19 protein-coding genes and 1 pseudogene are annotated in these 21,593 nt (G+C 41.8%); 8 read left to right on the top strand and 12 right to left on the bottom strand.

The genetic code is table 11. From position 1 onward, the window contains the following. Together PR709_RS17735 and frdA are read right to left on the bottom strand one after the other, a co-directional pair. Nucleotides 1-735 (bottom strand): succinate dehydrogenase/fumarate reductase iron-sulfur subunit, encoded by a 735-nt coding sequence (locus PR709_RS17735; protein ID WP_004925796.1) that lies wholly within the window; start codon nt 733-735, stop codon nt 1-3. Further along, nucleotides 728-2,524 carry a fumarate reductase (quinol) flavoprotein subunit gene (gene frdA, locus PR709_RS17730; RefSeq protein ID WP_004925792.1) on the bottom strand — a complete coding sequence of 599 codons (1,797 nt, stop codon included), beginning with the start codon at nt 2,522-2,524 and terminating at the stop codon, nt 728-730. Before frdA ends, PR709_RS17735 begins: the two co-directional genes overlap by 8 nt. A gap of 802 nt (nt 2,525-3,326) precedes the next feature. Between frdA and epmA the strand changes: the two genes are divergently transcribed. Beyond that, a complete protein-coding gene (epmA, locus tag PR709_RS17725; RefSeq protein WP_004925785.1) occupies nt 3,327-4,304 on the top strand; it encodes an elongation factor P--(R)-beta-lysine ligase in 978 nt (325 codons plus the stop codon). Between the two features lie 44 nt (nt 4,305-4,348). Here epmA and glpQ read toward each other — a convergent pair whose 3' ends face one another. Then, entirely contained in the window at nt 4,349-5,425 is a 1,077-nt protein-coding gene (glpQ, locus tag PR709_RS17720) for a glycerophosphodiester phosphodiesterase (RefSeq protein ID WP_150376309.1), read from the bottom strand. Between the two features lie 99 nt (nt 5,426-5,524). Continuing rightward, on the bottom strand, nt 5,525-6,874 hold the full coding sequence (gene glpT / locus PR709_RS17715; protein ID WP_004925781.1) for a glycerol-3-phosphate transporter: 1,350 nt from the start codon (nt 6,872-6,874) through the stop codon (nt 5,525-5,527). A 429-nt stretch (nt 6,875-7,303) separates the two neighbouring features. Between glpT and glpA the strand changes: the two genes are divergently transcribed. From glpA to PR709_RS17695, 4 genes are all read left to right on the top strand, one after another. After that, complete coding sequence (gene glpA / locus PR709_RS17710) at nt 7,304-8,959, top strand: anaerobic glycerol-3-phosphate dehydrogenase subunit A (RefSeq protein ID WP_004925779.1); 1,656 nt, start codon at nt 7,304-7,306, stop codon at nt 8,957-8,959. After that, nucleotides 8,949-10,244, top strand: coding sequence for a glycerol-3-phosphate dehydrogenase subunit GlpB (gene glpB / locus PR709_RS17705; protein WP_150376311.1), 1,296 nt, complete (start codon nt 8,949-8,951; stop codon nt 10,242-10,244). The genes glpA and glpB overlap by 11 nt, the downstream gene beginning before the upstream one ends. Continuing rightward, complete coding sequence (gene glpC, locus PR709_RS17700; RefSeq protein ID WP_150376313.1) at nt 10,241-11,434, top strand: anaerobic glycerol-3-phosphate dehydrogenase subunit GlpC; 1,194 nt, start codon at nt 10,241-10,243, stop codon at nt 11,432-11,434. Before glpB ends, glpC begins: the two co-directional genes overlap by 4 nt. Before the next feature lie 112 nt (nt 11,435-11,546). Further along, nucleotides 11,547-12,086: a GNAT family N-acetyltransferase gene (locus tag PR709_RS17695; RefSeq protein WP_150376315.1), complete on the top strand. Its 540-nt coding sequence runs from the start codon at nt 11,547-11,549 to the stop codon at nt 12,084-12,086. Nucleotides 12,087-12,131: 45 nt separating this feature from the next. Here the strand turns inward: PR709_RS17695 and dhaL are convergent, their stop codons facing one another. The 3 genes from dhaL to PR709_RS17680 all read right to left on the bottom strand — a co-directional run bounded on the left by dhaL (nt 12,132) and on the right by PR709_RS17680 (nt 14,773). Continuing rightward, on the bottom strand, nt 12,132-12,752 hold the full coding sequence (gene dhaL, locus PR709_RS17690; RefSeq protein WP_004925767.1) for a dihydroxyacetone kinase subunit DhaL: 621 nt from the start codon (nt 12,750-12,752) through the stop codon (nt 12,132-12,134). 63 nt (nt 12,753-12,815) lie between these two features. Further along, the gene (dhaK, locus tag PR709_RS17685; RefSeq protein ID WP_004925762.1) at nt 12,816-13,886 is read right to left on the bottom strand and encodes a dihydroxyacetone kinase subunit DhaK; all 1,071 of its coding nucleotides are present in this window, start codon (nt 13,884-13,886) and stop codon (nt 12,816-12,818) included. A 218-nt stretch (nt 13,887-14,104) separates the two neighbouring features. Then, a complete protein-coding gene (locus tag PR709_RS17680) occupies nt 14,105-14,773 on the bottom strand; it encodes a 7-cyano-7-deazaguanine/7-aminomethyl-7-deazaguanine transporter (RefSeq protein ID WP_004925758.1) in 669 nt (222 codons plus the stop codon). Between the two features lie 169 nt (nt 14,774-14,942). On the opposite strand from PR709_RS17680, the gene tusA reads away from it, so the two are divergent. Then, nucleotides 14,943-15,197, top strand: coding sequence for a sulfurtransferase TusA (gene tusA, locus PR709_RS17675; RefSeq protein WP_004925753.1), 255 nt, complete (start codon nt 14,943-14,945; stop codon nt 15,195-15,197). 68 nt (nt 15,198-15,265) lie between these two features. Here tusA and PR709_RS17670 read toward each other — a convergent pair whose 3' ends face one another. The 3 genes from PR709_RS17670 to PR709_RS17660 form a co-directional block, all read right to left on the bottom strand. Further along, on the bottom strand, nt 15,266-16,231 hold the full coding sequence (locus PR709_RS17670) for an Rpn family recombination-promoting nuclease/putative transposase (protein WP_249890520.1): 966 nt from the start codon (nt 16,229-16,231) through the stop codon (nt 15,266-15,268). A 264-nt stretch (nt 16,232-16,495) separates the two neighbouring features. Then, complete coding sequence (locus tag PR709_RS17665; protein WP_150376319.1) at nt 16,496-18,895, bottom strand: zinc/cadmium/mercury/lead-transporting ATPase; 2,400 nt, start codon at nt 18,893-18,895, stop codon at nt 16,496-16,498. Nucleotides 18,896-19,037: 142 nt separating this feature from the next. Then, the gene (locus PR709_RS17660; protein WP_004925743.1) at nt 19,038-19,667 is read right to left on the bottom strand and encodes a lysoplasmalogenase; all 630 of its coding nucleotides are present in this window, start codon (nt 19,665-19,667) and stop codon (nt 19,038-19,040) included. Between the two features lie 106 nt (nt 19,668-19,773). On the opposite strand from PR709_RS17660, the gene PR709_RS17655 reads away from it, so the two are divergent. Next, nucleotides 19,774-20,127, top strand: coding sequence for a DUF2500 family protein (locus PR709_RS17655; protein WP_171830701.1), 354 nt, complete (start codon nt 19,774-19,776; stop codon nt 20,125-20,127). A 5-nt stretch (nt 20,128-20,132) separates the two neighbouring features. Here the strand turns inward: PR709_RS17655 and PR709_RS17650 are convergent, their stop codons facing one another. Beyond that, nucleotides 20,133-20,417, bottom strand: a complete 285-nt coding sequence (locus tag PR709_RS17650; RefSeq protein WP_004925735.1) for a DUF1145 family protein — start codon at nt 20,415-20,417, stop codon at nt 20,133-20,135. Then, on the bottom strand, nt 20,407-21,009 hold the full coding sequence (rsmD, locus tag PR709_RS17645) for a 16S rRNA (guanine(966)-N(2))-methyltransferase (protein ID WP_169342330.1): 603 nt from the start codon (nt 21,007-21,009) through the stop codon (nt 20,407-20,409). The genes PR709_RS17650 and rsmD overlap by 11 nt, the downstream gene beginning before the upstream one ends. A gap of 217 nt (nt 21,010-21,226) precedes the next feature. On the opposite strand from rsmD, the pseudogene PR709_RS17640 reads away from it, so the two are divergent. Beyond that, a pseudogene (locus PR709_RS17640) lies at nt 21,227-21,593 on the top strand (signal recognition particle-docking protein FtsY); the annotation flags it as partial.

Here is a 21,593-nt window from a genome sequence, read left to right as displayed (position 1 = left end):
TTATCGTGGCTTCAGCATGGCGATAATAAAGTCTTGCGCGCTGGCTGCTTTCGCTTGCTGGATTGCAGCTGCTGGGTCAACATGCTTAGGACAGACTTCAGAGCAGTAGCCTACAAATGTACAGCTCCAGACACCATCATCACCGTTCAATAATGGCATGCGTTCTTTTGCTCCGTGGTCACGGTTATCTAAGTTGTAGCGCTCAGCCAAGGTAATTGCAGCAGGACCAACAAATTCAGGATTCAGGCCGAATTGTGGGCAAGCGGCATAGCACAAGCCACAGTTAATGCATCCAGAGAACTGATGGTATTTTGCCATCTGTGCCGGAGTCTGCTTATTCGGACCTTCTGAAGGCTTACGATCGTTACCAATGATATAAGGCTTGATAGCTTCTAAGCGCTCAATAAAGTGAGTCATATCAACCACCAGATCACGCTCGATCGGGAAGTTGCCTAGCGGTTCTACCTTCAACCCTTCAGGGTAGTCACGTAGGAAAGTTTTGCACGCTAGTTTGGGAACATTATCAACCATCATGCCGCAAGAACCACAAATCGCCATACGGCAAGACCAGCGATAAGACAGATCAGGCGCAAGGTTATCTTTGATATAACCTAAAGCATCCAGCAATGAGGTTTGCTCATCATAAGGGACATCATATGCCACTAAATGGGGCTCATTATCCGTTTCAGGATTGTAGCGCATGATCTCCATTTTTAAGTGTTTCATATCATCCATTAGCTTGCTCCTTGTTTGCCTTCTCTTGAGCTTCAGCTTCTGCACCATAAACACGTTTTGCTGGCTGAGATTTAGTAATCTTCACATCACTGTATTCAAGACGAGGTGCACCTTCTGGGTTATAGAATGCCAATGTGTGTTTTAAGAAATTCACATCATCACGTTCAGTGCAGCCTTCGTCGAGACGTTGGTGTGCACCACGAGACTCTTTTCGATTGAGTGCGGAGTGTGCCATACATTCGGCAACATCTAAGCCAAATCCAAGCTCAATGGTATACAACAGATCGGTATTGAAAACGCTGCTATGGTCGGTAATTTCAACGTGTTTAAAGCGCTCTTTCAACTCTGCAATCTTATCAATGGTTTTTTGCATTAATTCAGGGGTACGGTAAATACCGCAGCCTTCTTCCATTGACATACCCATTTCATCACGGATTTTCGCCCAACTTTCTTTACCTTTTTGGTTGAGAAGTTTGTTCAGATTATCTTCGATATCACGAGTACGTGCTTCAATAGCATTTGCATTCGCTGGGGTTGCTTCTGCTGCATGTTTTGCGGCTTGCTCACCCGCTAAGCGACCGAATACAACAAGCTCAGCTAATGAGTTAGAGCCTAAACGGTTTGCACCGTGGAGACCGACAGAAGAACATTCGCCAACAGCAAATAAGCCTTTGATGCGAGTTTCACAGTTTTGATCTGTTTCGATACCCCCCATCGTATAGTGAGCGGTCGGACGAACAGGAATTGGATCAGTGACTGGGTCAACACCGACATAAGCTTTTGCTAGTTCGCAAATGAAAGGTAGGCGTTCATGTAGTTTTTCTGCACCAAGATGACGTAAATCTAGATAGACAACATCACCACGATGGGTACTAATTGTGCGGCCAGCACGCCATTCATGCCAGAACGCTTGTGAAACTTTGTCACGAGGACCGAGTTCCATATATTTGTTTTCAGGTTTACCGAGTGGCGTTTCGGGGCCCATTCCGTAATCCTGTAGATAGCGATAGCCATCTTTATTGACAAGAATACCGCCTTCGCCGCGGCAACCTTCTGTCATTAAGATACCAGAACCAGGTAGGCCAGTTGGGTGATATTGAACAAACTCCATATCACGCAGTGGTACGCCATGTCGGAAAGCCATGCCCATACCATCACCAGTTACAATACCACCATTAGTATTATAGCGGTAAACACGTCCAGCACCGCCAGTTGCCATGACGATAGAATTGGCACGGATTTGAACCTTTGTGCCTTCCATCATGTTGAGTGCGACAAGACCGCGAACTTGGCCTTCATCGACGATGATATCTAGGACAAAATGTTCGTCAAAGCGTTGAATTTGAGGATATTTTAATGAGGTTTGGAAGAGGGTATGGAGCATATGGAAGCCAGTTTTATCGGCTGCAAACCATGTACGTTCAATTTTCATACCGCCAAAACGACGGACGTTAACTGAACCATCTGGTTTACGGCTCCATGGACAGCCCCATAGTTCCAGTTGAGTCATTTCTGTTGGGCAGTGTTCGACGAAATATTCGACGACATCTTGCTCACACAGCCAGTCTCCACCAGCAACCGTATCATTAAAATGATAGTCATAGGAGTCATGGGCCTGAGTTACTGCGGCTGATCCCCCCTCGGCAGCCACGGTATGGCTACGCATAGGGTAAACTTTTGAGATCAGAGCAATCTTGATGTTGGGATTTGCTTCTGCGGCAGCAATCGCTGCACGTAAGCCTGCGCCCCCGGCCCCGATAATCGCTAGATCGGCATTGAAGGTTTGCACTGCGCTTCTCCATTGTTCAAGTGTAAATTGATAAATTCTTTTAAATACTTTTGATACTTAGCTATCTGCTTGTCAGTGCCACGTAATGTGATACTGCAAAAACTCTCTTTTTTAATAGTAAATAATATAATAGCTAATAATGACTTATCATGCTTTGAATTATAGCGAATAGTCCTCATGATAAATTTGATATAGAGGGGGGTTTTAGGTGATTTAGCCTATAAAGTGTGATCTATGCCAAGTTTTTATTAATTGTTTTTTCATGCGTGGCATTTTAAGTATGGTGATGAGTAAAAAAAACATAAATTCAAATAATTACCATCATCTTTAGCAAAATGGATGGAGGGGAAATCTATTTGTACGATTGGGAATCGACTGGCCTAAAGAGAATAATAACAAAAATGTTGTTAGCTTGTATTTTTTGTCCTAAAGATTTACGCAAAAATTAAATACAGTATGTTTGTGCTGTTATTTCTGACGTTTCCTTTCACGAAATAATAACCTATTTGTTTATTAATAATGAATGTCATTTATAACATCAGGTTAACATCATATTAGAAATAATCATGATTGCTTTCTCAAGTTGACTTAAGGATTAATGGTATAAAAACGTTTTTTTGCTTAATCGATTGAAGCCGAGGATAATCACGCATTATTTCGCTCACCTTGCTATATTTTTGTTTGTCTACAGCGATTATTACGGCAGCTTATACATCAATTACATTTGATTAGTGCGAATGGATTGTTTGTCAGGCAAGAGGTGAGTAAACTGCACGACTGTGTTTATTTTGGAGTTATATTAATGAGTGAAGTAGCGGACTGGCAGCCAAGCGCACCCATCGCTAACCTACTACAGCGAGCAAAAATCATCGCTGAAATTAGACGTTTTTTTACAGAGCGCTGTGTGCTTGAGGTTGAAACTCCTGCCATGAGTCAGGCGACCATCACAGATATTCACCTTGTACCTTTTAATACCCGCTTTGTGGGGCCCGGTGCAGCACAAGGGATCGATCTCTATTTGATGACCAGCCCCGAATACCACATGAAACGTTTATTGGCAGCGGGCAGTGGACCAATCTACCAACTCTGTCGTAGTTTTCGTAATGAGGAAGCAGGGAGACACCACAACCCTGAGTTCACGATGCTTGAATGGTATCGTCCACATTATGATATGTACCGTTTAATTAATGAAGTGGATGACTTGCTTCAACAGGTGCTGGATTGTGAAAGTGCTGAATTACTTTCTTATCAACAAGCCTTTTTACGTCATTTAGATATCGACCCTCTCTCGGCAGAAAAAAGCGAGTTAAAAGAAGTCGCTGCTCGGTTGGATTTGAGTAATGTCGCTGAGCACGAAGAAGATAAAGATACACTGTTGCAACTGTTATTTACGATGGGCGTAGAGCCTCATATCGGTAAAGAAAAACCAGTTGTGGTGTATCATTTTCCTGCAACTCAAGCATCTTTAGCAGAAATTAGTACTGAAGATCATCGTGTTGCAGAACGTTTTGAAGTTTATTTTAAAGGTATGGAATTGGCGAATGGCTTTCGTGAATTAACCGACGCGAAAGAGCAACGCCAGCGTTTTGAGCAAGATAACCGTCGACGTGCAGCCTTGGGGTTGCCTGTTCATCCAATTGATGAGCATTTGCTTGCTGCGCTAACCCATGGCTTACCTGAGTGCTCTGGTGTGGCTCTTGGCGTCGATCGTTTGATTATGATTGCGTTAAAGGCTGAAAAGATCAGTGATGTGATTGCTTTCCCTGTCACAATCGCTTAACAGTGTAGATTGCAGCCAAAGGGCTGCAATCTGCTTTTTAGTGATTATGGATGCTGTTTCTGTTTTTGGAGAAACTGTACACCTAAGTCAGGGAAATCTGTGAATGCACCATCTACGTCAGCTTGATTGTAGATAATATCAAAGAGTTGTTGTCCATCCTTAGCGTATTTTGGCAATTTATCGACCCGGATAGTATAAGGGTGTACCGCCATATTATTGGCATGGGCATCTTTTACCATACCCGTTAGCTTAATATTGTTAGGTGTTGAATCTTCACTAACCAACATATGGTAGTCAGGACCAATACCATCTGCATATTTAGCGACTTCCTTCATTGAGCCGGGTTTAAACATCCAATCATAACTATAGTTAACCCAAGTTCCATCTGGTTTCTGTTCTTGTGTTTCGTTCCAGTCAGTGTAGGCAATCAGCTGGATAAGTTTTAAATTCATCCCCATTTCAGACATTAAGGTGTTCTTAATACGCTTGAGTTCATTTGCATCAAAGCATTGAAGGTAAACATTCGAGTTTTTATCGGTATAACCATACTGTTTCAAGACTTCGAGTGTTTTTTTCGTAATATCTTTGCCTTCTTGCTGGTGGAACCAAGGGGCTTTAATTTCAGGGTAGATACCAATATTTTTCCCTGTCGATTTATTCAGACCTTGAACAAATTCGATTTCTTCTTGGAAGGTATGGATCCGAAAATCAGATTTGCCCATGGGGAAGCGGTTAGGGTAGCTCTGAACCTTCTTGCCATCGACAATATCAAACCCTTCAGTGAACTTTAATGATTTGATTTCATCAAGAGTAAAGTCGATAGCATAATAGCGGCCGTCTTGACGTGCTCGATTAGGAAAACGCTCAGCGACGTCTGTCACGCGATCAAGGTAATGGTCATGAAGTACCACTAACTCATTGTCTTTAGTCATGACTAAATCTTGTTCAAGAAAGTCGGCGCCTTGCGCATAAGCCATCGCTTTTGCTGGTAATGTATGTTCTGGTAGATAACCACTGGCACCACGGTGTGCGATCACGACTTTCTCGGCGGCTTGTGCCACCGCTGAAGCTGACATCACTAAAACCATACTTGCCACCAATGTTTTTAATGGGAAGTGCATGATTGTATCTCCTTGTCACTTTTTTGGTAAAAAAAGGGCTATATCGTTTTTTGATATAGCCCAGAGCTTAGTGCGTTAACGTGAATCTTTAATGAAGTGTTAGTTCATTTTCGCTAATTCACGTTTGTGTTTAGATTCGCTAATCATCACAATAAAGAGTAAAACTACAGCGAGTGCAGAGCCACCGATCATGACGGCAAAGCCACCATCCCAACCGAAGTAGTCAACGGTATAACCAACGATAGCACTTGCCGCAACGGAGCCACCAAGGTAGCCAAATAGACCCGTAAAGCCAGCAGCAGTCCCCGCTGCTTTTTTCGGTGCAAGTTCAAGGGCATGTAGACCAATCAACATAACAGGGCCGTAGATTAAGAAGCCGATGATTAGCATACAAGCCATATCAACATTTGGGTTACCAGCAGGGTTCAGCCAGAATACAATCGTAGCAATTGTAACTAAGAGCATGAAGAAGACGCCTGTTGCTCCGCGGTTACCACGGAACACTTTGTCCGACATCCAACCACAGATCAACGTACCCGGAATACCTGCATATTCGTATAGGAAATAGGCCCAAGAGGATTTATCCATTGCAAAGTGTTTCACTTCACGTAGATAGGTAGGTGACCAATCAAGCACACCGTAACGTAATAGGTAAACAAAGACGTTAGCAATTGCGATCATCCATAACAGTTTGTTCGGGAACACATACTTCATGAAGATCTCTTTTGCCGTTAACTCTTTTTCATCTGACTCTTTGTAGTCAGGTGGATAGTCATTTTTATACTCTTCGATTGGTGGTAAACCACATGATTGCGGCGTATCACGCATGAGAGCAAAAGCAATCATTGCAACAAGGATTGCTGCGAATGCTGGCATATACAGAGCCGCTTTCCAATCGTTGAACCATGCCATACCTAGCATAAATAGTAGAGGAGGAATACCACCCCCTACGTTATGAGCACAGTTCCAAACAGAAACAATACCTCCACGTTCTTTTTGTGACCACCAGTGAACCATGGTACGACCACAAGGAGGCCAGCCCATACCTTGGAACCAACCACATAGGAACAGCAACGCGAACATGACCATGATGCTAGAGGTTGCCCATGGTACAAAGCCCATGATGAGCATGACGACTGCGGCAAGGATTAGGCCTGCCGGTAAGAATACCCGTGGGTTAGAGCGGTCTGATACAGACCCCATAATAAATTTAGAAAAACCGTACGCGATAGAGATCCCTGATAATGCAAAGCCCAGATCGCCTTTGGAAAAGCCTTGTTCAACAAGGTAAGGCATCGCTAAGGCGAAGTTTTTTCTTACCAAATAATAGGCTGCATAACCAAAGAAAATTCCCATGAAGATTTGCCAGCGTAGTCGGCGATAGACTGGATCTATCTTTTCTGCTGGCAACCTCGATATATGAGGTGCTGGCTTAAAAATGCTTAACATATAGCCTCCGATGGCTTATTAATCGTTATTTACTCTTATCTCTTATATTTTCTATATAAAAGACAGTGAGTGTTTATTCTTGATAGAGTGATAAAAACGAAAGTATTCGAATTTAATTTCGAGCAATTTCTTTCATAAGTGCTCTTATGATAGTCATAAAAAAACATTCTATCTGTAATCTACTGCACAAATATCTGTTTTATTTATGGGAGGCATAGTTAAAGTCATTTAAGGAGGAAAAGAAACCATAACAGATGAAATTATTGTGATTAACATCACGAATTTTGTCTTTTTATCGCTAATTTTGGTTTGATTGCTTTCGTTTTTGTTCCTTATCAAACATCAAGCACGTTTCTTGTCTATATTTAGTTATAGATTATAAAAATAGACCATACTAAAAGTAATGTTGATTAATGTGAGGAATGCGACATGAATGGCTCATCTGTGACTGAAACGGATGTCATCATTATCGGTGGTGGCGCAACAGGTGCAGGTGTTGCTCGTGATTGCGCCCGCCGAGGATTGAAAGCAGTTTTACTCGAAAGGCATGATATTGCAACAGGCGCAACAGGACGCAACCACGGCTTGCTACATAGTGGTGCTCGCTATGCTGTCACGGACGGGGAATCAGCAAGAGAGTGTATTGAAGAAAACAAGATACTAAAACGTATTGCACATCATTGTATTGAGAAAACTGACGGTTTATTTATTACGTTGCCTGAAGATTCTCTCGAATACCAACAGCAATTTATTCAAGCTTGCCAAGCGGCAGGTATTGATGCTCATGCTCTCGACCCCGCAGAAGCGATCCGCCTTGAGCCGTCAGTCAATCCCCAATTGATCGGTGCTGTGAGAGTGCCTGATGGTACTGTTGATCCTTTTCGTTTAACCGCAGCTAATATGCTGGATGCTCGCGAACATGGTGCGAAAGTGCTCACTTATCATGAAGTCATCGGACTAATTCGAGAAGGTGATAAAGTACGCGGTGTAACAGTTTACGATCATCAAGCTAAACAACAATATGATATTTATGCTGAAATTGTGGTTAATGCTGGGGGGATTTGGGGACAAAAAATTGCGGAATACGCAGATCTGAAAATCAAAATGTTCCCTGCAAAAGGTGCGCTTCTGATCTTAGGCCACCGATTAAATAACATGGTTATTAACCGCTGCCGCAAGCCTGCTGATGCGGATATTTTGGTACCTGGAGATACGATTTCACTGATCGGCACAACATCGACACACATCGAATATGATCAAATTGATAATATGTATGTGACACCGGAAGAGGTCGATATTTTGATCCGTGAGGGTTCAATGCTCTCACCTGCATTAGCGAAAACACGCATATTGCGCGCTTATGCGGGGGTTAGGCCATTAGTTGCCAGCGATGATGATCCTTCTGGTCGTAATGTGAGTCGCGGTATTGTGTTGTTGGACCATGCGAAACGCGATGGCCTTGAAAACTTTATCACAATTACTGGTGGTAAATTAATGACTTATCGCCTCATGGCTGAATGGGCAACAGATAAAGTGTGTGAAAAATTAGGGCATACCGCCAAATGCACTACAGCAGATGCCCCTTTACCAGGGTCGCAACATAGTGCTGAAGAAGCACTGCGTAACGTTATTTCAATTCCAGCCCCCATTCGTGGTTCTGCAGTCTATCGTCATGGTGACCGTGCTACCGCGATATTAACGACCGATAGACTAGATAAGAGCCTTGTTTGTGAATGTGAAGCGGTTACCGCAGGTGAAGTACGTTATGCTGTTAACTCATTAACAGTTAATAACTTACTTGATTTACGGCGTCGGACTCGCGTTGGCATGGGAACATGCCAAGGTGAGTTATGTGCTTGCCGAGCCGCTGGGTTATTAAACCGTTTTAATGTGACAACACCACATGAAACCGAACAGCAGCTAGGACATTTTTTGAATGAGCGTTGGAAAGGCGTAAGACCTATCGCTTGGGGGGATGCATTGCGAGAAAGTGAATTTACTAGTTGGGTTTACCATGGCTTATGTGGCATGAATGAAAGTACCTTAGATAAGGTTTCTAACGAGGAGGCTGACCATGAAATATGATGCAGTCGTGATGGGCGGGGGGCTCGCTGGGCTTATCTGTGGTATTCGCTTAACGCAATCAGGTTTATCTTGTGCCATTGTGAGCGCAGGGCAAAATGCGTTGCACTTTTCATCTGGATCTTTGGATTTATTAACGCATTTACCCGATGGCCAAAGCGTAGAAAAACCATTAGATGCCCTAGATAAACTGAGTGAGCAGGCGCCAGAACACCCGTATAGCCGGCTTGGTAAACTTTCGGTGATTAAACTCACTCATCTTGCAGAGACACTATTACAGCAAAGTGGCGTGAAACTTAAAGGTTCTAGCGATGAAAATCATTATCGCATAACGCCATTGGGTCATAAGCGCCTAACATGGTTGAGTCCTGAGTTTGTGCCTACAGTTAACCTCCATAAAAAAATGGATATGGGAAAAATAGCGGTTGTTGGTATTGAAGGTTTTTTAGATTTTCAGCCGCAAATGGTGTCTGATGAGTTGCAAAGAGAGGGAGTCAGTGCGAGTGCTTATTATGTTCATTTGCCGCTCCTTGATAGACTTAGAGAAAACCCCAGCGAATTTAGAGCTATCAATGTGGCACGTTGGTTAGATAGGCCTGAAAACATGGCGCAAATAGTGGCTGAAATAGCACCACTAGTCGTTGATTCTGATACTATTTTTATGCCAGCGTGTATCGGATTAGATAGTGAAGAGCCTTTGCTTGAGCTACAAAAGCAGCTTGGTAAACCCATCTACTTGTTGCCTACATTACCCCCTTCATTGCTGGGGATCCGATTGCATGAGATGCTGTTACGTCAATTTCGCCGTCAAGGTGGGATCATCATGCCGGGTGATAAGGTGACTTCAGTGAATTGTATTGGGTCACGCATAGAATCAGTGAATACACGTAATCATGGTGATATTTCACTCAAGGCTTCTCAGTTTGTCTTAGCCACCGGCAGTTTTTTTAATAATGGGCTTGTTGCTGAGTTCGATCGTATTTATGAGCCATTAATGAACCTTGATTTATGCCATATTCCTCAGCGTGCACAGTGGACCAATAAAGCATTTTTTGCTTCACAGCCATATATGACGTTTGGTGTTCAAACAGATGAGCATCTACGGGCACAAAAAGAGGGGCAAACTGTCGAAAATCTCTATGTGGCAGGCGCGGTTTTAGGCGGTTTTGACCCTTTAACTGAAGGTTGTGGTGCGGGAGTTTCATTGATAAGTGGCTTACATGCAGCAAATGAAATTGTGGGCTATTTTGAACGACAAAGAACCATGCAGGCGGAGGTGGCGCAATGAGTATTCAGGATGCAAGCTTTGAAAGTTGTATTAAATGTACTGTTTGTACGACCTATTGCCCTGTAGCGAAAGTTAATCCGTTATATCCTGGGCCAAAACAAGCGGGTCCTGATGGTGAGCGTTTACGTTTAAAAGACCCAATGTTATATGATGAGGCATTGAAATATTGCACTAACTGTAAACGTTGTGAAGTTGCATGCCCATCGGATGTTAAAATAGGCGATATTATTGCTCGTGCTCGTAATACATACAGCCAACAAAAGCCGAAATTACGTGATGCAATACTCAGTCATACCGATTTAATGGGATCACTATCGACACCTTTTGCTCCAGTGGTAAATACCATCACGGGGCTAAAACCAGTTCGTCAAATTCTCGATAAAGCTTTAAAAATTGACCATCGTCGGGAGTTGCCTAAATATTCCTTTGGAACATTTAGACGTTGGTATGCAAAACAAGCGGCGGAACAACAAAAATTTGCAGAGCAAGTTGCCTTTTTCCATGGTTGCTATGTCAATTATAACCATCCACAGCTCGGTAAAGACTTAATTAAAGTGTTTAATGGAATGGGAATTGGCGTTCAACTATTAAAACGCGAAAAATGTTGTGGTGTGGCGTTAATTGCGAATGGCTTTATGAAACAAGCTAAGCGGCAAGCAAATGTTAATTTAGAATCGCTACAAGAAACCATCCTTGAGAAACATATTCCGGTTGTTGCAACGTCATCGACGTGTACTTTTACACTCCGTGATGAGTATACACATGTTTTAGATGTCGATACCTCACAAATGCGCGATAACATTGAATTAGCAACACGTTATATCTATCGCTTATTAGAGCAAGGCAGAGAGCTTAAACTCAAGCATACACCTCTGAAAGTGGCTTATCATACGCCTTGTCATATGGAAAAAATGGGTTGGACATCATACACATTGGAGTTGATTAAGCGTGTACCTAGCGTTGAATTGATCGTACTCGATTCTCAATGTTGTGGTATTGCAGGAACATACGGCTTTAAAAAAGAAAACTATGAAGTTTCTCAAGGGATTGGCGCAGGGTTATTTCGCCAAATTGAAGACAGTGGGGTTGATATGGTGATTACAGATTGCGAAACCTGTAAATGGCAGATAGAGATGTCGACCAGTAAAAAATGTGAACACCCGATAAGCCTGTTAGCCAAAGCATTATAATAAAAATAATGAGCTGTTTAGTTAACCCGTTAGGGAGAAAGGAGCCCACCTTTCTCCCTTTTTTGTAATAGTACTGCCATATTCTATCATGTCGTAGTAACCTTATGATTTAATGCATAATGATAGGTTTGACATGTTAGACACGGATCCCTCCTTTAGACTTAGAAAATTGATGCGAGAAGATAAGGACTTCTTTTTTCAACTGTATACGAACCTCGATGTTTTACGTTTTATTTCTAACCCAAAAACGGAAAAAGAAATTCTTGCCGCGTTTGAAAGTCGATTAATCGAATGGAATTTACATTCTGAACATTGGCTATGTTTAGTGATTGAAGATATTGAAACTCACCGGCCTATGGGATTGATTGGCTTTTGTTTATCATTAGTAAATCAACAGCGAGTTGGTGAAATTGGTTATTTGATTGACCCTACTTTTTCAGGTAAGGGCATTGCGACGTCGGCTCTGAAAATGCTGTTATCATCCCCTGATTATGCACAAATTCGCACATTTATAGCAGTAGTGACCGAAGGTAATATTGCTTCTGAAAAAGTGTTGGTTAAAAACGGATTTTCTAAACAAAAAGTGATTACTGCAAACTATGAGATTAATGGTTTTGTGTATGATGATATTTGTTATGAATTAAATCGATAAAACATCACGCTGGTGATGAGTAAACTATACCAGCGTGATGGAGAGTTAAAGTGATTTCTGTAAAGTTTCCAGCAGTAGCAACACTGATGTTCCACCAGGATCTGCATGGCCTATACTGCGTTCACCTAAATAACTGGCTCGGCCTTTTCGTGCTTGCATAGGGATTGTTGATGCAACACCTTGTTTTGCTGCTTCTACAGCCGCACTTATTGCTTCATTTAAGGTTTGTGAAGTCGCTTTTTCAAGTGATTCACAAACAGGCCACCAAACATCGCACATGGTTTTATCATTAGGTTCGGCTTTGCCTCGTGATACAACACCTTCCGTTCCTGCTTTGAACAGCTCAGCTAAATCAGCAATGCTTAAATTTTCTTTACCCGCAGCACTTTGCGAAGCTTTAATAAAAAATGTGCCGAAGAGTGGACCACTTGCGCCACCGACACTAGATAAGAGTGTCATTCCGGTGGTTTTCAGTAAGGTAGCAATATCTTTGTCTTCAACAGAAGGTAATTTTTCGGCTACTTTCTGAAAACCACGATGCATGTTGAGTCCATGGTCGCCATCACCAATAGCGGTGTCTAGCTCGGTAAGCCGATCTTGTTCATCAGCAAAAGTTTGTGAACACTGTATCAACCAATGATAAATTTGCGGTTGTGTTAAGTTCATGATGTTTTGGCTCCATTTTTACTGCTTAATTTATTGGTTATTGGGAGTAGAAGTTTTGTGTTATCAACACTTCCAACGTAAAGCCGGGGTATTGACTGGTTCATCCCATAACATTAAGTCTTCATCATCCACTTTTAATAGCGTAATTGAGATGCCTTGCATATCAAGTGCGGTGCAATAGGAGCCGACAAGGCTACGTTCAATAGTCAAACCAAAATCGTGACAACAAGTTTGTAGTCGGTGGTACACAGCGTACAACTCAGATAATGGTGTGGCGCCAAGGTTATTAACTAATGCAATTACGCGATCGCCTTTTTTCAGAGGGTGTTTAGTGTGTTTATGCTCTTGCCAGCAGCCATTTTCACGATCCCATTGGCGGATTATGCGTTCGTAGTGACCGTTTTCGAGCAAAGTTTCAAACATTTGATCGACAGTATCGTCTAAATTAGTAAATTTGCGCCGTTCAATGCCGGGCTCTCCGTGGATCCCCACGCCAAATTCCATTTCGTTATCCGGAAGTTCAAATGAGCGTTTTCCTGCAGCGGGTACGGTACAGGCTTGTAAGGCAACACCTAAACTATAACCATGATTATTGATCTTGTGGCCTAGTTCCACTAATTGCTCAAGAGAATATCCTTTGGTCGCTGCCGCGCCGAGTATTTTTTCCATCAAAACGGTATTAGCGACACCTCGGCGTCCTGCTGTGTATAAACTATCTTTTACTGCAACATCATCATCAACTAATACGGTAGCGATTTTGATCCCTGCATCGTGTAAGAGTTCAGCGGCCGTTTCAAAATTTAGGACGTCACCAGTGTAGTTTTTTATGATCATTAATACACCTTCGCCGCTATCGATGGCCATTGCACATTCCATCATTTGGTCTGGTGTCGGGGATGTAAACATCTCTCCTGGGCATGCCCCATCTAACATTCCTTGACCAATATATCCGCTATGCATCGGCTCATGACCGCTACCCCCACCGGAAAGTAGGCCAACTTTGCCTTTGATAGGTGTATTACTATGAACGAGGTAGGTTGGGTCAACATTCAAACGTAATTCAGGATGAGCAGCAATAAGCCCTTGATTGACTTCACTTATAATATCTTCAACACGGTTAATCAGTTTTTTCATCTTATAAACTCCAAAAGATAGAGAGTGATGGTTATTTCTGTTCGTTTGTGTTCTTTTTTGGTTGAATTAAAACGGAATTGGCGCGGATCGTTTCGATTGTGCAACCAGACTATCACGGCTGTGAGATTATTGATGAATAAAACCAATAAAATGAGAGTTAGATCGGTAATTTTTCAGAGGTGAGCGAAGGGGAGTGCTATTTCCCCCTCGCAGTTGCACTAATGTTGATTGGCGAGTTTTTGCTCGGCAGTTTTGGCAAAAAATGTCTTCAAAATAAAATTGAGTAAAACACCATAAGCAGGTAAGAAAAATAGCATACAAATAAATAGCTTAAAGGTATAGTCAACTAAGGCAATCTCTACCCAATTCGCAGCCATAAAAGGATCACTGCTTTGATAAAATGCAATAAAGAAAAAGGCAATGGTATCAATTAAATTACCGAAGAACATGGCGCAGGCGGGGGCAACGTACCAACGTTTATTTTGACGTAATCGGTTGAACACACTGACGTCCATTATTTGCCCAAGAACATAAGCCATAAAGCTAGCAGCGGCAATTCGAGCCACAAATAAGTTAAATGTATTTAATGCTGCTACTCCTTGCCATTCACCTTGAAAAAATAGAGCAGATATAACATAGGAAATGAGTAGAGCAGGCAACATGACCGCAGTGATGATCCGACGTGCAAGTGGTGCACCATAAATACGTACAGTAAGATCAGTTGCTAAGAAAATAAATGGAAAGGTAAACGCTCCCCATGTAGTGTGAAAACCGAAAATATTAATCGGCAACTGTACAAGGTAGTTACTAGAGGTAATAATTAAAATATGAAATAAAGACAGCCAAATTAATGCACTGGCTTTTTGCTGTGCTGTGAATGAAAACATATTGTACCTTTTTAAGTAGCAATGGGGTGAGGGAACCCATAAAAAAACTTTCCCGACATTGGGAAGTGCGCATAATACGCTTGTTGCGCAACAAAAGCAAAACTGTTACGTCAGAGAGGATAATTTTATTATATAATTAGAGCATCTTTTATTTTTTAGAAGCGTAGTTATGTCTGATTTATTTTTAAATGCCACTAAAACTCTTGATACACTTGGTTTGCGTTGCCCTGAGCCAGTTATGCTAGTTCGTAAAACTGTTCGAGGAATGAATGCTGGCGATACTTTACTCATCATTGCAGATGATCCTGCAACTACACGTGATATCCCCGGTTTTTGCCGTTTTATGGAGCATGAATTGCTGGCAGTTGAAACGGAACAAACCCCATACCGTTATTTGTTACGTAAAAAAACGGAAGGCCTGTAAGCCTTTTTTAGTTAAATAGGCTGCTTGCGTGCGGTGAGCTTAAAGGCTATCGCACGAATATGGCATTATTACTGGTAAGTACCCTTATCCTCTTGAATGATAAGTTGTAACTCCTCATAGCTAAAATTTAGGCTCTTCATCACAAGTTCGAAGCTTGCACCATTTTTTAGGAGTGAAAGTGCATTTTCATGCCTGGCTTTTTGCATGCCTTCTATCTTGCCTTCTATCTTACCTTCAATCTTACCTTCAATCTTACCTTCTAGTTTGGCTTTATCTTTTAAACGTTGAGCGATATTCATAGCAACACCTTGATGGTTTTCGATTTGTTCAATTAACTGTTGAATTATTTGTTCAAAATACTGAGATGAATCTAACGTAGTGAGCAGATAATTAATAATAATGCTGGTATCTTGCTCACTATTATAGTGCCTATTTAATGCTTGGGCGAGCAGACTAGTCACTTGCTGATATTCGTCACGTAGATTTTTATGCTTCAATGCAAGTTCCATTACTGCAATCTTTCGATGATTAACTAATTCATTGTCATCAATAACAGTGATATCCACTAATGGAAATGGATTAAAGTACAGTTCATCAGCGAGTTCGGGCCAAGAAAAACAGTGAGTCCATGTTTTCAAATAGGGATAGGGGGAGCTATCTCCATGGTAAAATAAAATAGGTACTACGAGTGGTAAACTTTTATGGCCTTGCTGAAGGTGTTGATTCATTGCCAAAAATGAATAATGCATTAAGCGCCAACTCATTAATTTATCAGGTGTTGATTGATGTTCAATAAGGAGGTAAAGATAGCCATCACCAACTTCTGTTTGTACAGTATAAAGAACATCAGATAATCGAGAGCGCAGTTTTTTATCGATAAAAGAAGAGTTAGTAAGTGCTAATGTATTAAAGTCACATAAAGACTGAATATGTTCTGGCAAATGAATGTCGAAAAAATCGCGAGCATTATCTATTTGGGTTAAAAAACCTTTAAAAGCGGCATCATGTGGTGTTGTAGGGGCTTTTTGTATCATACTCGCCTTCATCAATGTCCTTATGTTACGAAGATATTAGCGAATATAGAGATAAAATAGAAAAAAGTTACTCCTAATTTAGCGTGAAAAAATAATTTATTTTTTATAAGTGACATCTCATTACTTGTTGTATTTAAAGTTTTTATTACTATTTAATAAAAATTAAAATGTAAGAAATGATAGTTTACTAGATAATAATGATTAAACGTTCTATTTATAACAAAGAAGCGCCGTTATGGCGCTTCTTTAATAATACAATAAATATTATTTTTTAATTTGTGGTAGTTTTACTTTTAGTAAACGTACCGCATTTGCTGTCACTAAAGCTGTTGCTCCTGAGTCAGCAAGAACAGCGACCCAAAGCCCTGTTATTCCCAGTAGGCTGGTAACTAGGAAGATTGCCTTTAACCCTAAGGCTATTGTGATATTTTCACGAATAATCTTACGAGTGGACTGTGATAAAGCAATCACTTCAGGTAATCCAGTTAAACGGTTATGAGTCAAGGCAGCATCGGCAGTTTCCAAAGCAACATCCGTTCCACTACCCATTGCTACACCAATACTTGATGCTTTCATGGCTGGGGCATCGTTAATACCATCGCCGACCATCATAGTGCTATGGTTACGGTTTAATTCCATCACAGCAGTGACTTTATCTTCAGGCAGTAAACCTGCACGGTATTCCATACCTAGTTGACCAGCTATAGCTGCGGCTGCGCGAGGATTGTCGCCTGTTAGCATCACCGCATTAACATTCAAAGCCCTTAACATACTCATGGCATCTATCGCATCGCTTCGTAATGTATCTTGCAGCGCGATTAAGCCGATGACTCGGTTATTTTCCAGTGTGATAACGACTGTTTTGCCTTCCGCCTCTAGTAATTCAACTCGATTTTGCCAAATCCCATCAAGTGGGCTATCCAAACGGCTTGGGGCGCTCACTAACACATGTTTACCATTAAGATAACCTTCAACCCCTTTCCCTGCGAGAGCCTTACGATTTTCGGCTTCAACGACGTTAATTGATAAGGCTTCTGCCTTATTTATAACGGCTTTTGCTAAAGGATGATGAGAGCCTGCCTCAACAGATGCAGTGATTTGTACTAGTTCATTTTCAGTTATACCGTCGACAGGAACCAAATCAGTAACATGAGGTTTACCTTCCGTCAACGTTCCTGTTTTATCTAGTGCAATAGTGGTGACTGAACCTAACTGTTCGAGCGCTGCACCGCCTTTAATTAATGCACCACGACGTGTGGCGGCTGCTAACGCAGAGGTGATTGCCGCAGGTGTAGAAATCACTAAAGCACATGGACAACCAATCAGCAGCAAGGTTAAGCCTCTGTAGATCCACGTTTCCCATGGTGCGCCAAAGAATACGGGAGGGATCACCACGACTAATGCTGAAAATAGCATGATCAGTGGAGTATAGATACGACTAAAGCGGTCGATAAAACGTTCAATTGGTGCTCGACGTTCTTCAGCTTCCTCAATCAATTGCAAAATACGGTCAATCGCGTTTTGCCCTTGCTCTGAAACCACTTTCATCTGTACTGTGCGATCGACAGATAAGCAGCCTGCCGCTACTTTTTCGCCAACATTACGTTCGACGGGAACAGATTCACCCGTGAGTGAGCTTTCATCAAAGCTGGCGAAGCCGGAGATCAATTCCGCGTCAGTTGGTAAGCGACCACCGGGTGCAATTTCAATGATATCACCTGGACGTAGCTGTGAGACTGGAACTGTGGTTTTCTGACCATTTTTAATTAATAAAGCTTCTTCTGGTACAAGTGCCATAAGAGCACTGACACCGCGTCGTGCTCGACCAGCAGAGTAAGACTCCAGCATTTCCCCCAACATAAATAGTAAGATAACCATCGCGGCTTCTTCTGTTGCCTGAATAAAGATGGCACCGATAGCGGCGACAGTCATCAGGGTCTCGATCGCAAAAGGTGTACCAGTACGGATCAAACGTAATGATTTACGCGCAATGGGATAAAGGCCAAATAAAGTCGTTAGTGTAAAAGCAATGAGACCAATTTGAGGGTTAATGCGCTCCACCCCCCAGCTAATAGCCATTAAGATGGCTAAGATGATCACAGGCTTCGACTCGCTTAATAGGCTAGGCGGAGGTGTAATAGCAGCAGCGCTATTGATACCAACATCTAATAGCTCATAGCCAGCCGCTTCTACGGTTGCGCGGACAGCGGAACTAATATCTTTATCGGCATCAACAACGAGTTTTTCTGTGGCAAATAGGACTTTAGCCTGTTTTACCTCAGTGATTTGTTTTACCGCATTTTCGATTTTTTGAGCGCAGCTAGGACAATCCATACCGCGAATTATCCAATTGAAACGTTGCCCTGCGGCTTGTGCAGGTGCAACATCATTTTGCAGCTCACTTGAAGAACTACAACATGCCGTATGCTGATGGCTATGCTCATGTTCTTGATGATCATGTGCTTGATGAGAGGTTGAACAGCAGCTCTGGTGCTGATGAGCCTCCTCATCATCGTCAGGATGTTTCTCGACAGTATCGTGTTCGTGAGTATGTGAGTCATTACTTACATTTTTACTGTTTTGAACCGCAGTTGAAGAGCAGCTGCTGCTCGAACAGCAAGCGCTATTATGTTGATGTGCTTCTTTATGGTTGTGTGAGTGCATATGCGCCCCCTTATCAAACAATGACCTTAATCAATATTGATAAGTCTATACTTTGGAGTCTACTCCAGAGTCAAATAGATTAGGGGATGCCAATTGATAAAAAATGCTATTTGAGAATTTTATCAATTGGCAGTGAAGAAAGTTATAAATAGACCGCGCGGATAATGAAGAATTGTCCGAGGAAATAGAGGGCCGCGACAATGGCTTTCGACGCTTTAAAAGGAAAGCGGAAACGAGCAATTAGCCAAATACAGTTAGAAATAAACAGCAAAAATGCCCCAACCATGATTGAGAAGTTGTAATCGCGCCCTAGGCCAAAGAATTGGTCACCGGCTACCCAAGCCATAATCATACTCATGATTAATAATGCAAAGATCATTGCCTGTAACTCTTTGAGTTTTGTCCAAATTACACCTAAAGTGATAGCTGCAATAATCAGAGGTATTGGGAGCCAAGGGAGATATAGGCTGAAATCTAACTGCATACCAAAACTGATGGTATAAAGAAGATAACTTACAAACAGCAAGGTTACAGATGCAAGTAAGCGCTCACTTGAAAACATTCTCATCATATCGGCGAGTAATGAAACTGCCAATGCAGCAAGGATCAAATATCCTTGTGTGGTGAGAAAATCTGCATTCCAGCCCCAGAGCAATAACAGTATCAGTGTGACGGGACGAAATAACCAACGTTGCCACTCAGGGCCACGATATGCTGCATCAACATACAGCCAACCAGAAAAAAGTACTGCAAGGAATGGCCAACTAATCATAAACACATCCTTATAAATTCAATGAATGAAGCAACTAGGGTGGTGTTCCTTCTGTATGATTAAGATAAACTATACTGATGAACACTTTAAGCACAATGTTAACTTTATGAATAAACCTATCTTACTTATTATCGTATTGGCGATTATTGCTGTCTTGGCAACAAAGCGCTTTTTTGACCAACGCAAGCAAAATGAGATCAATGATAATGCTGTGCCAGTCAGTTATTCGGTGGTTGTTGATAGTAAAAAAGATTACCCTTATCCCAATATGCGTTCCCGTGAACGGGATGTGGTTTCACCTGAAACCTTTCGTTATGAGGTCTATTTTAAACCACTAAATAATACGGCTGTGATTAAAGTGATCGTCAGTGAATCTCAATATCAAGCTATTGAACAGGGTCGCCAAGGAACGCTCCGTATGCAAGGAACCCGGTTCTTAAGTTTTGAGCCTGACGAATAACCTAATTATTCTTTCTTATTATTCTCAAGCGCTTGTTTTTGCTTTTTTTGCATTGCTAACATTTCAAAGACACCGAAGAAAAAAATTCGGGTCTGTAACCAGCCGGATAATTTTTCTCCTTTAGCGAGTGTTGCTTTCAGGAGGACAGTTTGCAGTGCATGCATAACAATCATAAATATCATGGCAATATCCATAAAATATTTAAATGGCTTAGGAAAAGGCTGGATTAGATTAAATATCATAAACCCCCAAACGCAAATCATTAGCACTCGACCTGCATTAACTAGCATGGCTGTTTTCCTCAATTGAATGGCGAATAAATAAACGATAAGCCACTTGCCCCGCAATTTTCTCACGATGCAGTTGCCAATTAGTGGGGATGTCAGTAAGTGGTGACTCCGCCTCTGACTCAACATATATCCAGCTTTCATCTGCCAGCCATTGGTTTTTTTCTAACAACTGGATAGTGTCGCTTAAGAGTCCTTTACGAAAAGGAGGATCAATAAATACAACATCAAAAGGTGTACCATTTTGACCCAGTATTTCAAGGCTGTTACCGTTGATAATGTTAGCATTATCAGATTGCAGGCGCGCTTTATTTTCTGTTAGTAACTGGGCGTTTTGTTTATCCAATTCAATAAACGTCACACTATCGGCAAAGCGTGATAGTGCTTCAAATCCTAATGAACCACTACCAGCAAAGCAGTCAAGGCAACGAGCTTCACGTATGATAGGCATTAACCAGTTAAATAAAGTTTCTTTGATTCTATCTGTAGTGGGACGTAAGCCCTCACTATCACGAACAGGGAGCTTTCGCCCGCGCCATTTGCCACCGATAATGCGTATCTGACCTAAAGAGGCGCTTTGTGGTTTTTTTGCCATAATATCCATTGCTACTCAGTTTTGTTGAGCTTTATAAAATGCGTTGTCTTATTGTAACGCGCCATTTTCACAGTTTTAACTTAAAAAATCAGATTAAATTGTCATGATTTTTCTTTCAGATATGTGTTGCGGCGCGATGAAATGATAGACTGCATGTAATTTTATTGCGATTTAATTATGAAGCGCCATGTTTTTACCGCGAGGAGTGTAGTGGCTGATGGCTAAAGACAAGAAAAAAGGCTTTTTCTCATGGTTGGGTTTTGGTCGTAAAGACGAGAAAGAGGCTCAACAGCAAGAAGCAGAACAACAAAAAAAGATAGATGCAGACAAAGAGATAGAGCTGCAAAAACAAGACATTGATGCTGCAAAAATGGCAGAAGAAGCTGAACGTCAGTATCAAGAGAAAAAAGCAGAGGAGCAGGCTGCAATTAAAGCGGCTGAAGAAGCCGCAGAGCGTCAGTATCAAGCAGACCAAGCTGCTATTAAAAAGGCAGAGGAAGAGGCAGAGCGTCAGCGCCAAGCCGAGCTAGCCGCAATCAAAGCGGCGGAAGATGAAGCAGAACGCCAACGCCAAGAGGCGGCAC

Source organism: Providencia sp. PROV267, from assembly GCF_028477825.1.
Taxonomy (GTDB): domain Bacteria; phylum Pseudomonadota; class Gammaproteobacteria; order Enterobacterales; family Enterobacteriaceae; genus Providencia; species Providencia stuartii.
This window is presented reverse-complemented; position numbering and strand designations above follow the sequence as displayed.

Coding starts and splice junctions, on each gene's coding strand:
- PR709_RS17735 (WP_004925796.1), bottom strand. CDS start 735: ATGGATGATATGAAACACTTAAAAATGGAGATCATGCGCTACAATCCT.
- epmA (WP_004925785.1), top strand. CDS start 3,327: ATGAGTGAAGTAGCGGACTGGCAGCCAAGCGCACCCATCGCTAACCTA.
- glpQ (WP_150376309.1), bottom strand. CDS start 5,425: ATGCACTTCCCATTAAAAACATTGGTGGCAAGTATGGTTTTAGTGATG.
- glpT (WP_004925781.1), bottom strand. CDS start 6,874: ATGTTAAGCATTTTTAAGCCAGCACCTCATATATCGAGGTTGCCAGCA.
- glpA (WP_004925779.1), top strand. CDS start 7,304: ATGAATGGCTCATCTGTGACTGAAACGGATGTCATCATTATCGGTGGT.
- glpB (WP_150376311.1), top strand. CDS start 8,949: ATGAAATATGATGCAGTCGTGATGGGCGGGGGGCTCGCTGGGCTTATC.
- glpC (WP_150376313.1), top strand. CDS start 10,241: ATGAGTATTCAGGATGCAAGCTTTGAAAGTTGTATTAAATGTACTGTT.
- PR709_RS17695 (WP_150376315.1), top strand. CDS start 11,547: ATGCATAATGATAGGTTTGACATGTTAGACACGGATCCCTCCTTTAGA.
- dhaL (WP_004925767.1), bottom strand. CDS start 12,752: ATGAACTTAACACAACCGCAAATTTATCATTGGTTGATACAGTGTTCA.
- dhaK (WP_004925762.1), bottom strand. CDS start 13,886: ATGAAAAAACTGATTAACCGTGTTGAAGATATTATAAGTGAAGTCAAT.
- PR709_RS17680 (WP_004925758.1), bottom strand. CDS start 14,773: ATGTTTTCATTCACAGCACAGCAAAAAGCCAGTGCATTAATTTGGCTG.
- tusA (WP_004925753.1), top strand. CDS start 14,943: ATGTCTGATTTATTTTTAAATGCCACTAAAACTCTTGATACACTTGGT.
- PR709_RS17670 (WP_249890520.1), bottom strand. CDS start 16,231: ATGATACAAAAAGCCCCTACAACACCACATGATGCCGCTTTTAAAGGT.
- PR709_RS17665 (WP_150376319.1), bottom strand. CDS start 18,895: ATGCACTCACACAACCATAAAGAAGCACATCAACATAATAGCGCTTGC.
- PR709_RS17660 (WP_004925743.1), bottom strand. CDS start 19,667: ATGATTAGTTGGCCATTCCTTGCAGTACTTTTTTCTGGTTGGCTGTAT.
- PR709_RS17655 (WP_171830701.1), top strand. CDS start 19,774: ATGAATAAACCTATCTTACTTATTATCGTATTGGCGATTATTGCTGTC.
- PR709_RS17650 (WP_004925735.1), bottom strand. CDS start 20,417: ATGCTAGTTAATGCAGGTCGAGTGCTAATGATTTGCGTTTGGGGGTTT.
- rsmD (WP_169342330.1), bottom strand. CDS start 21,009: ATGGCAAAAAAACCACAAAGCGCCTCTTTAGGTCAGATACGCATTATC.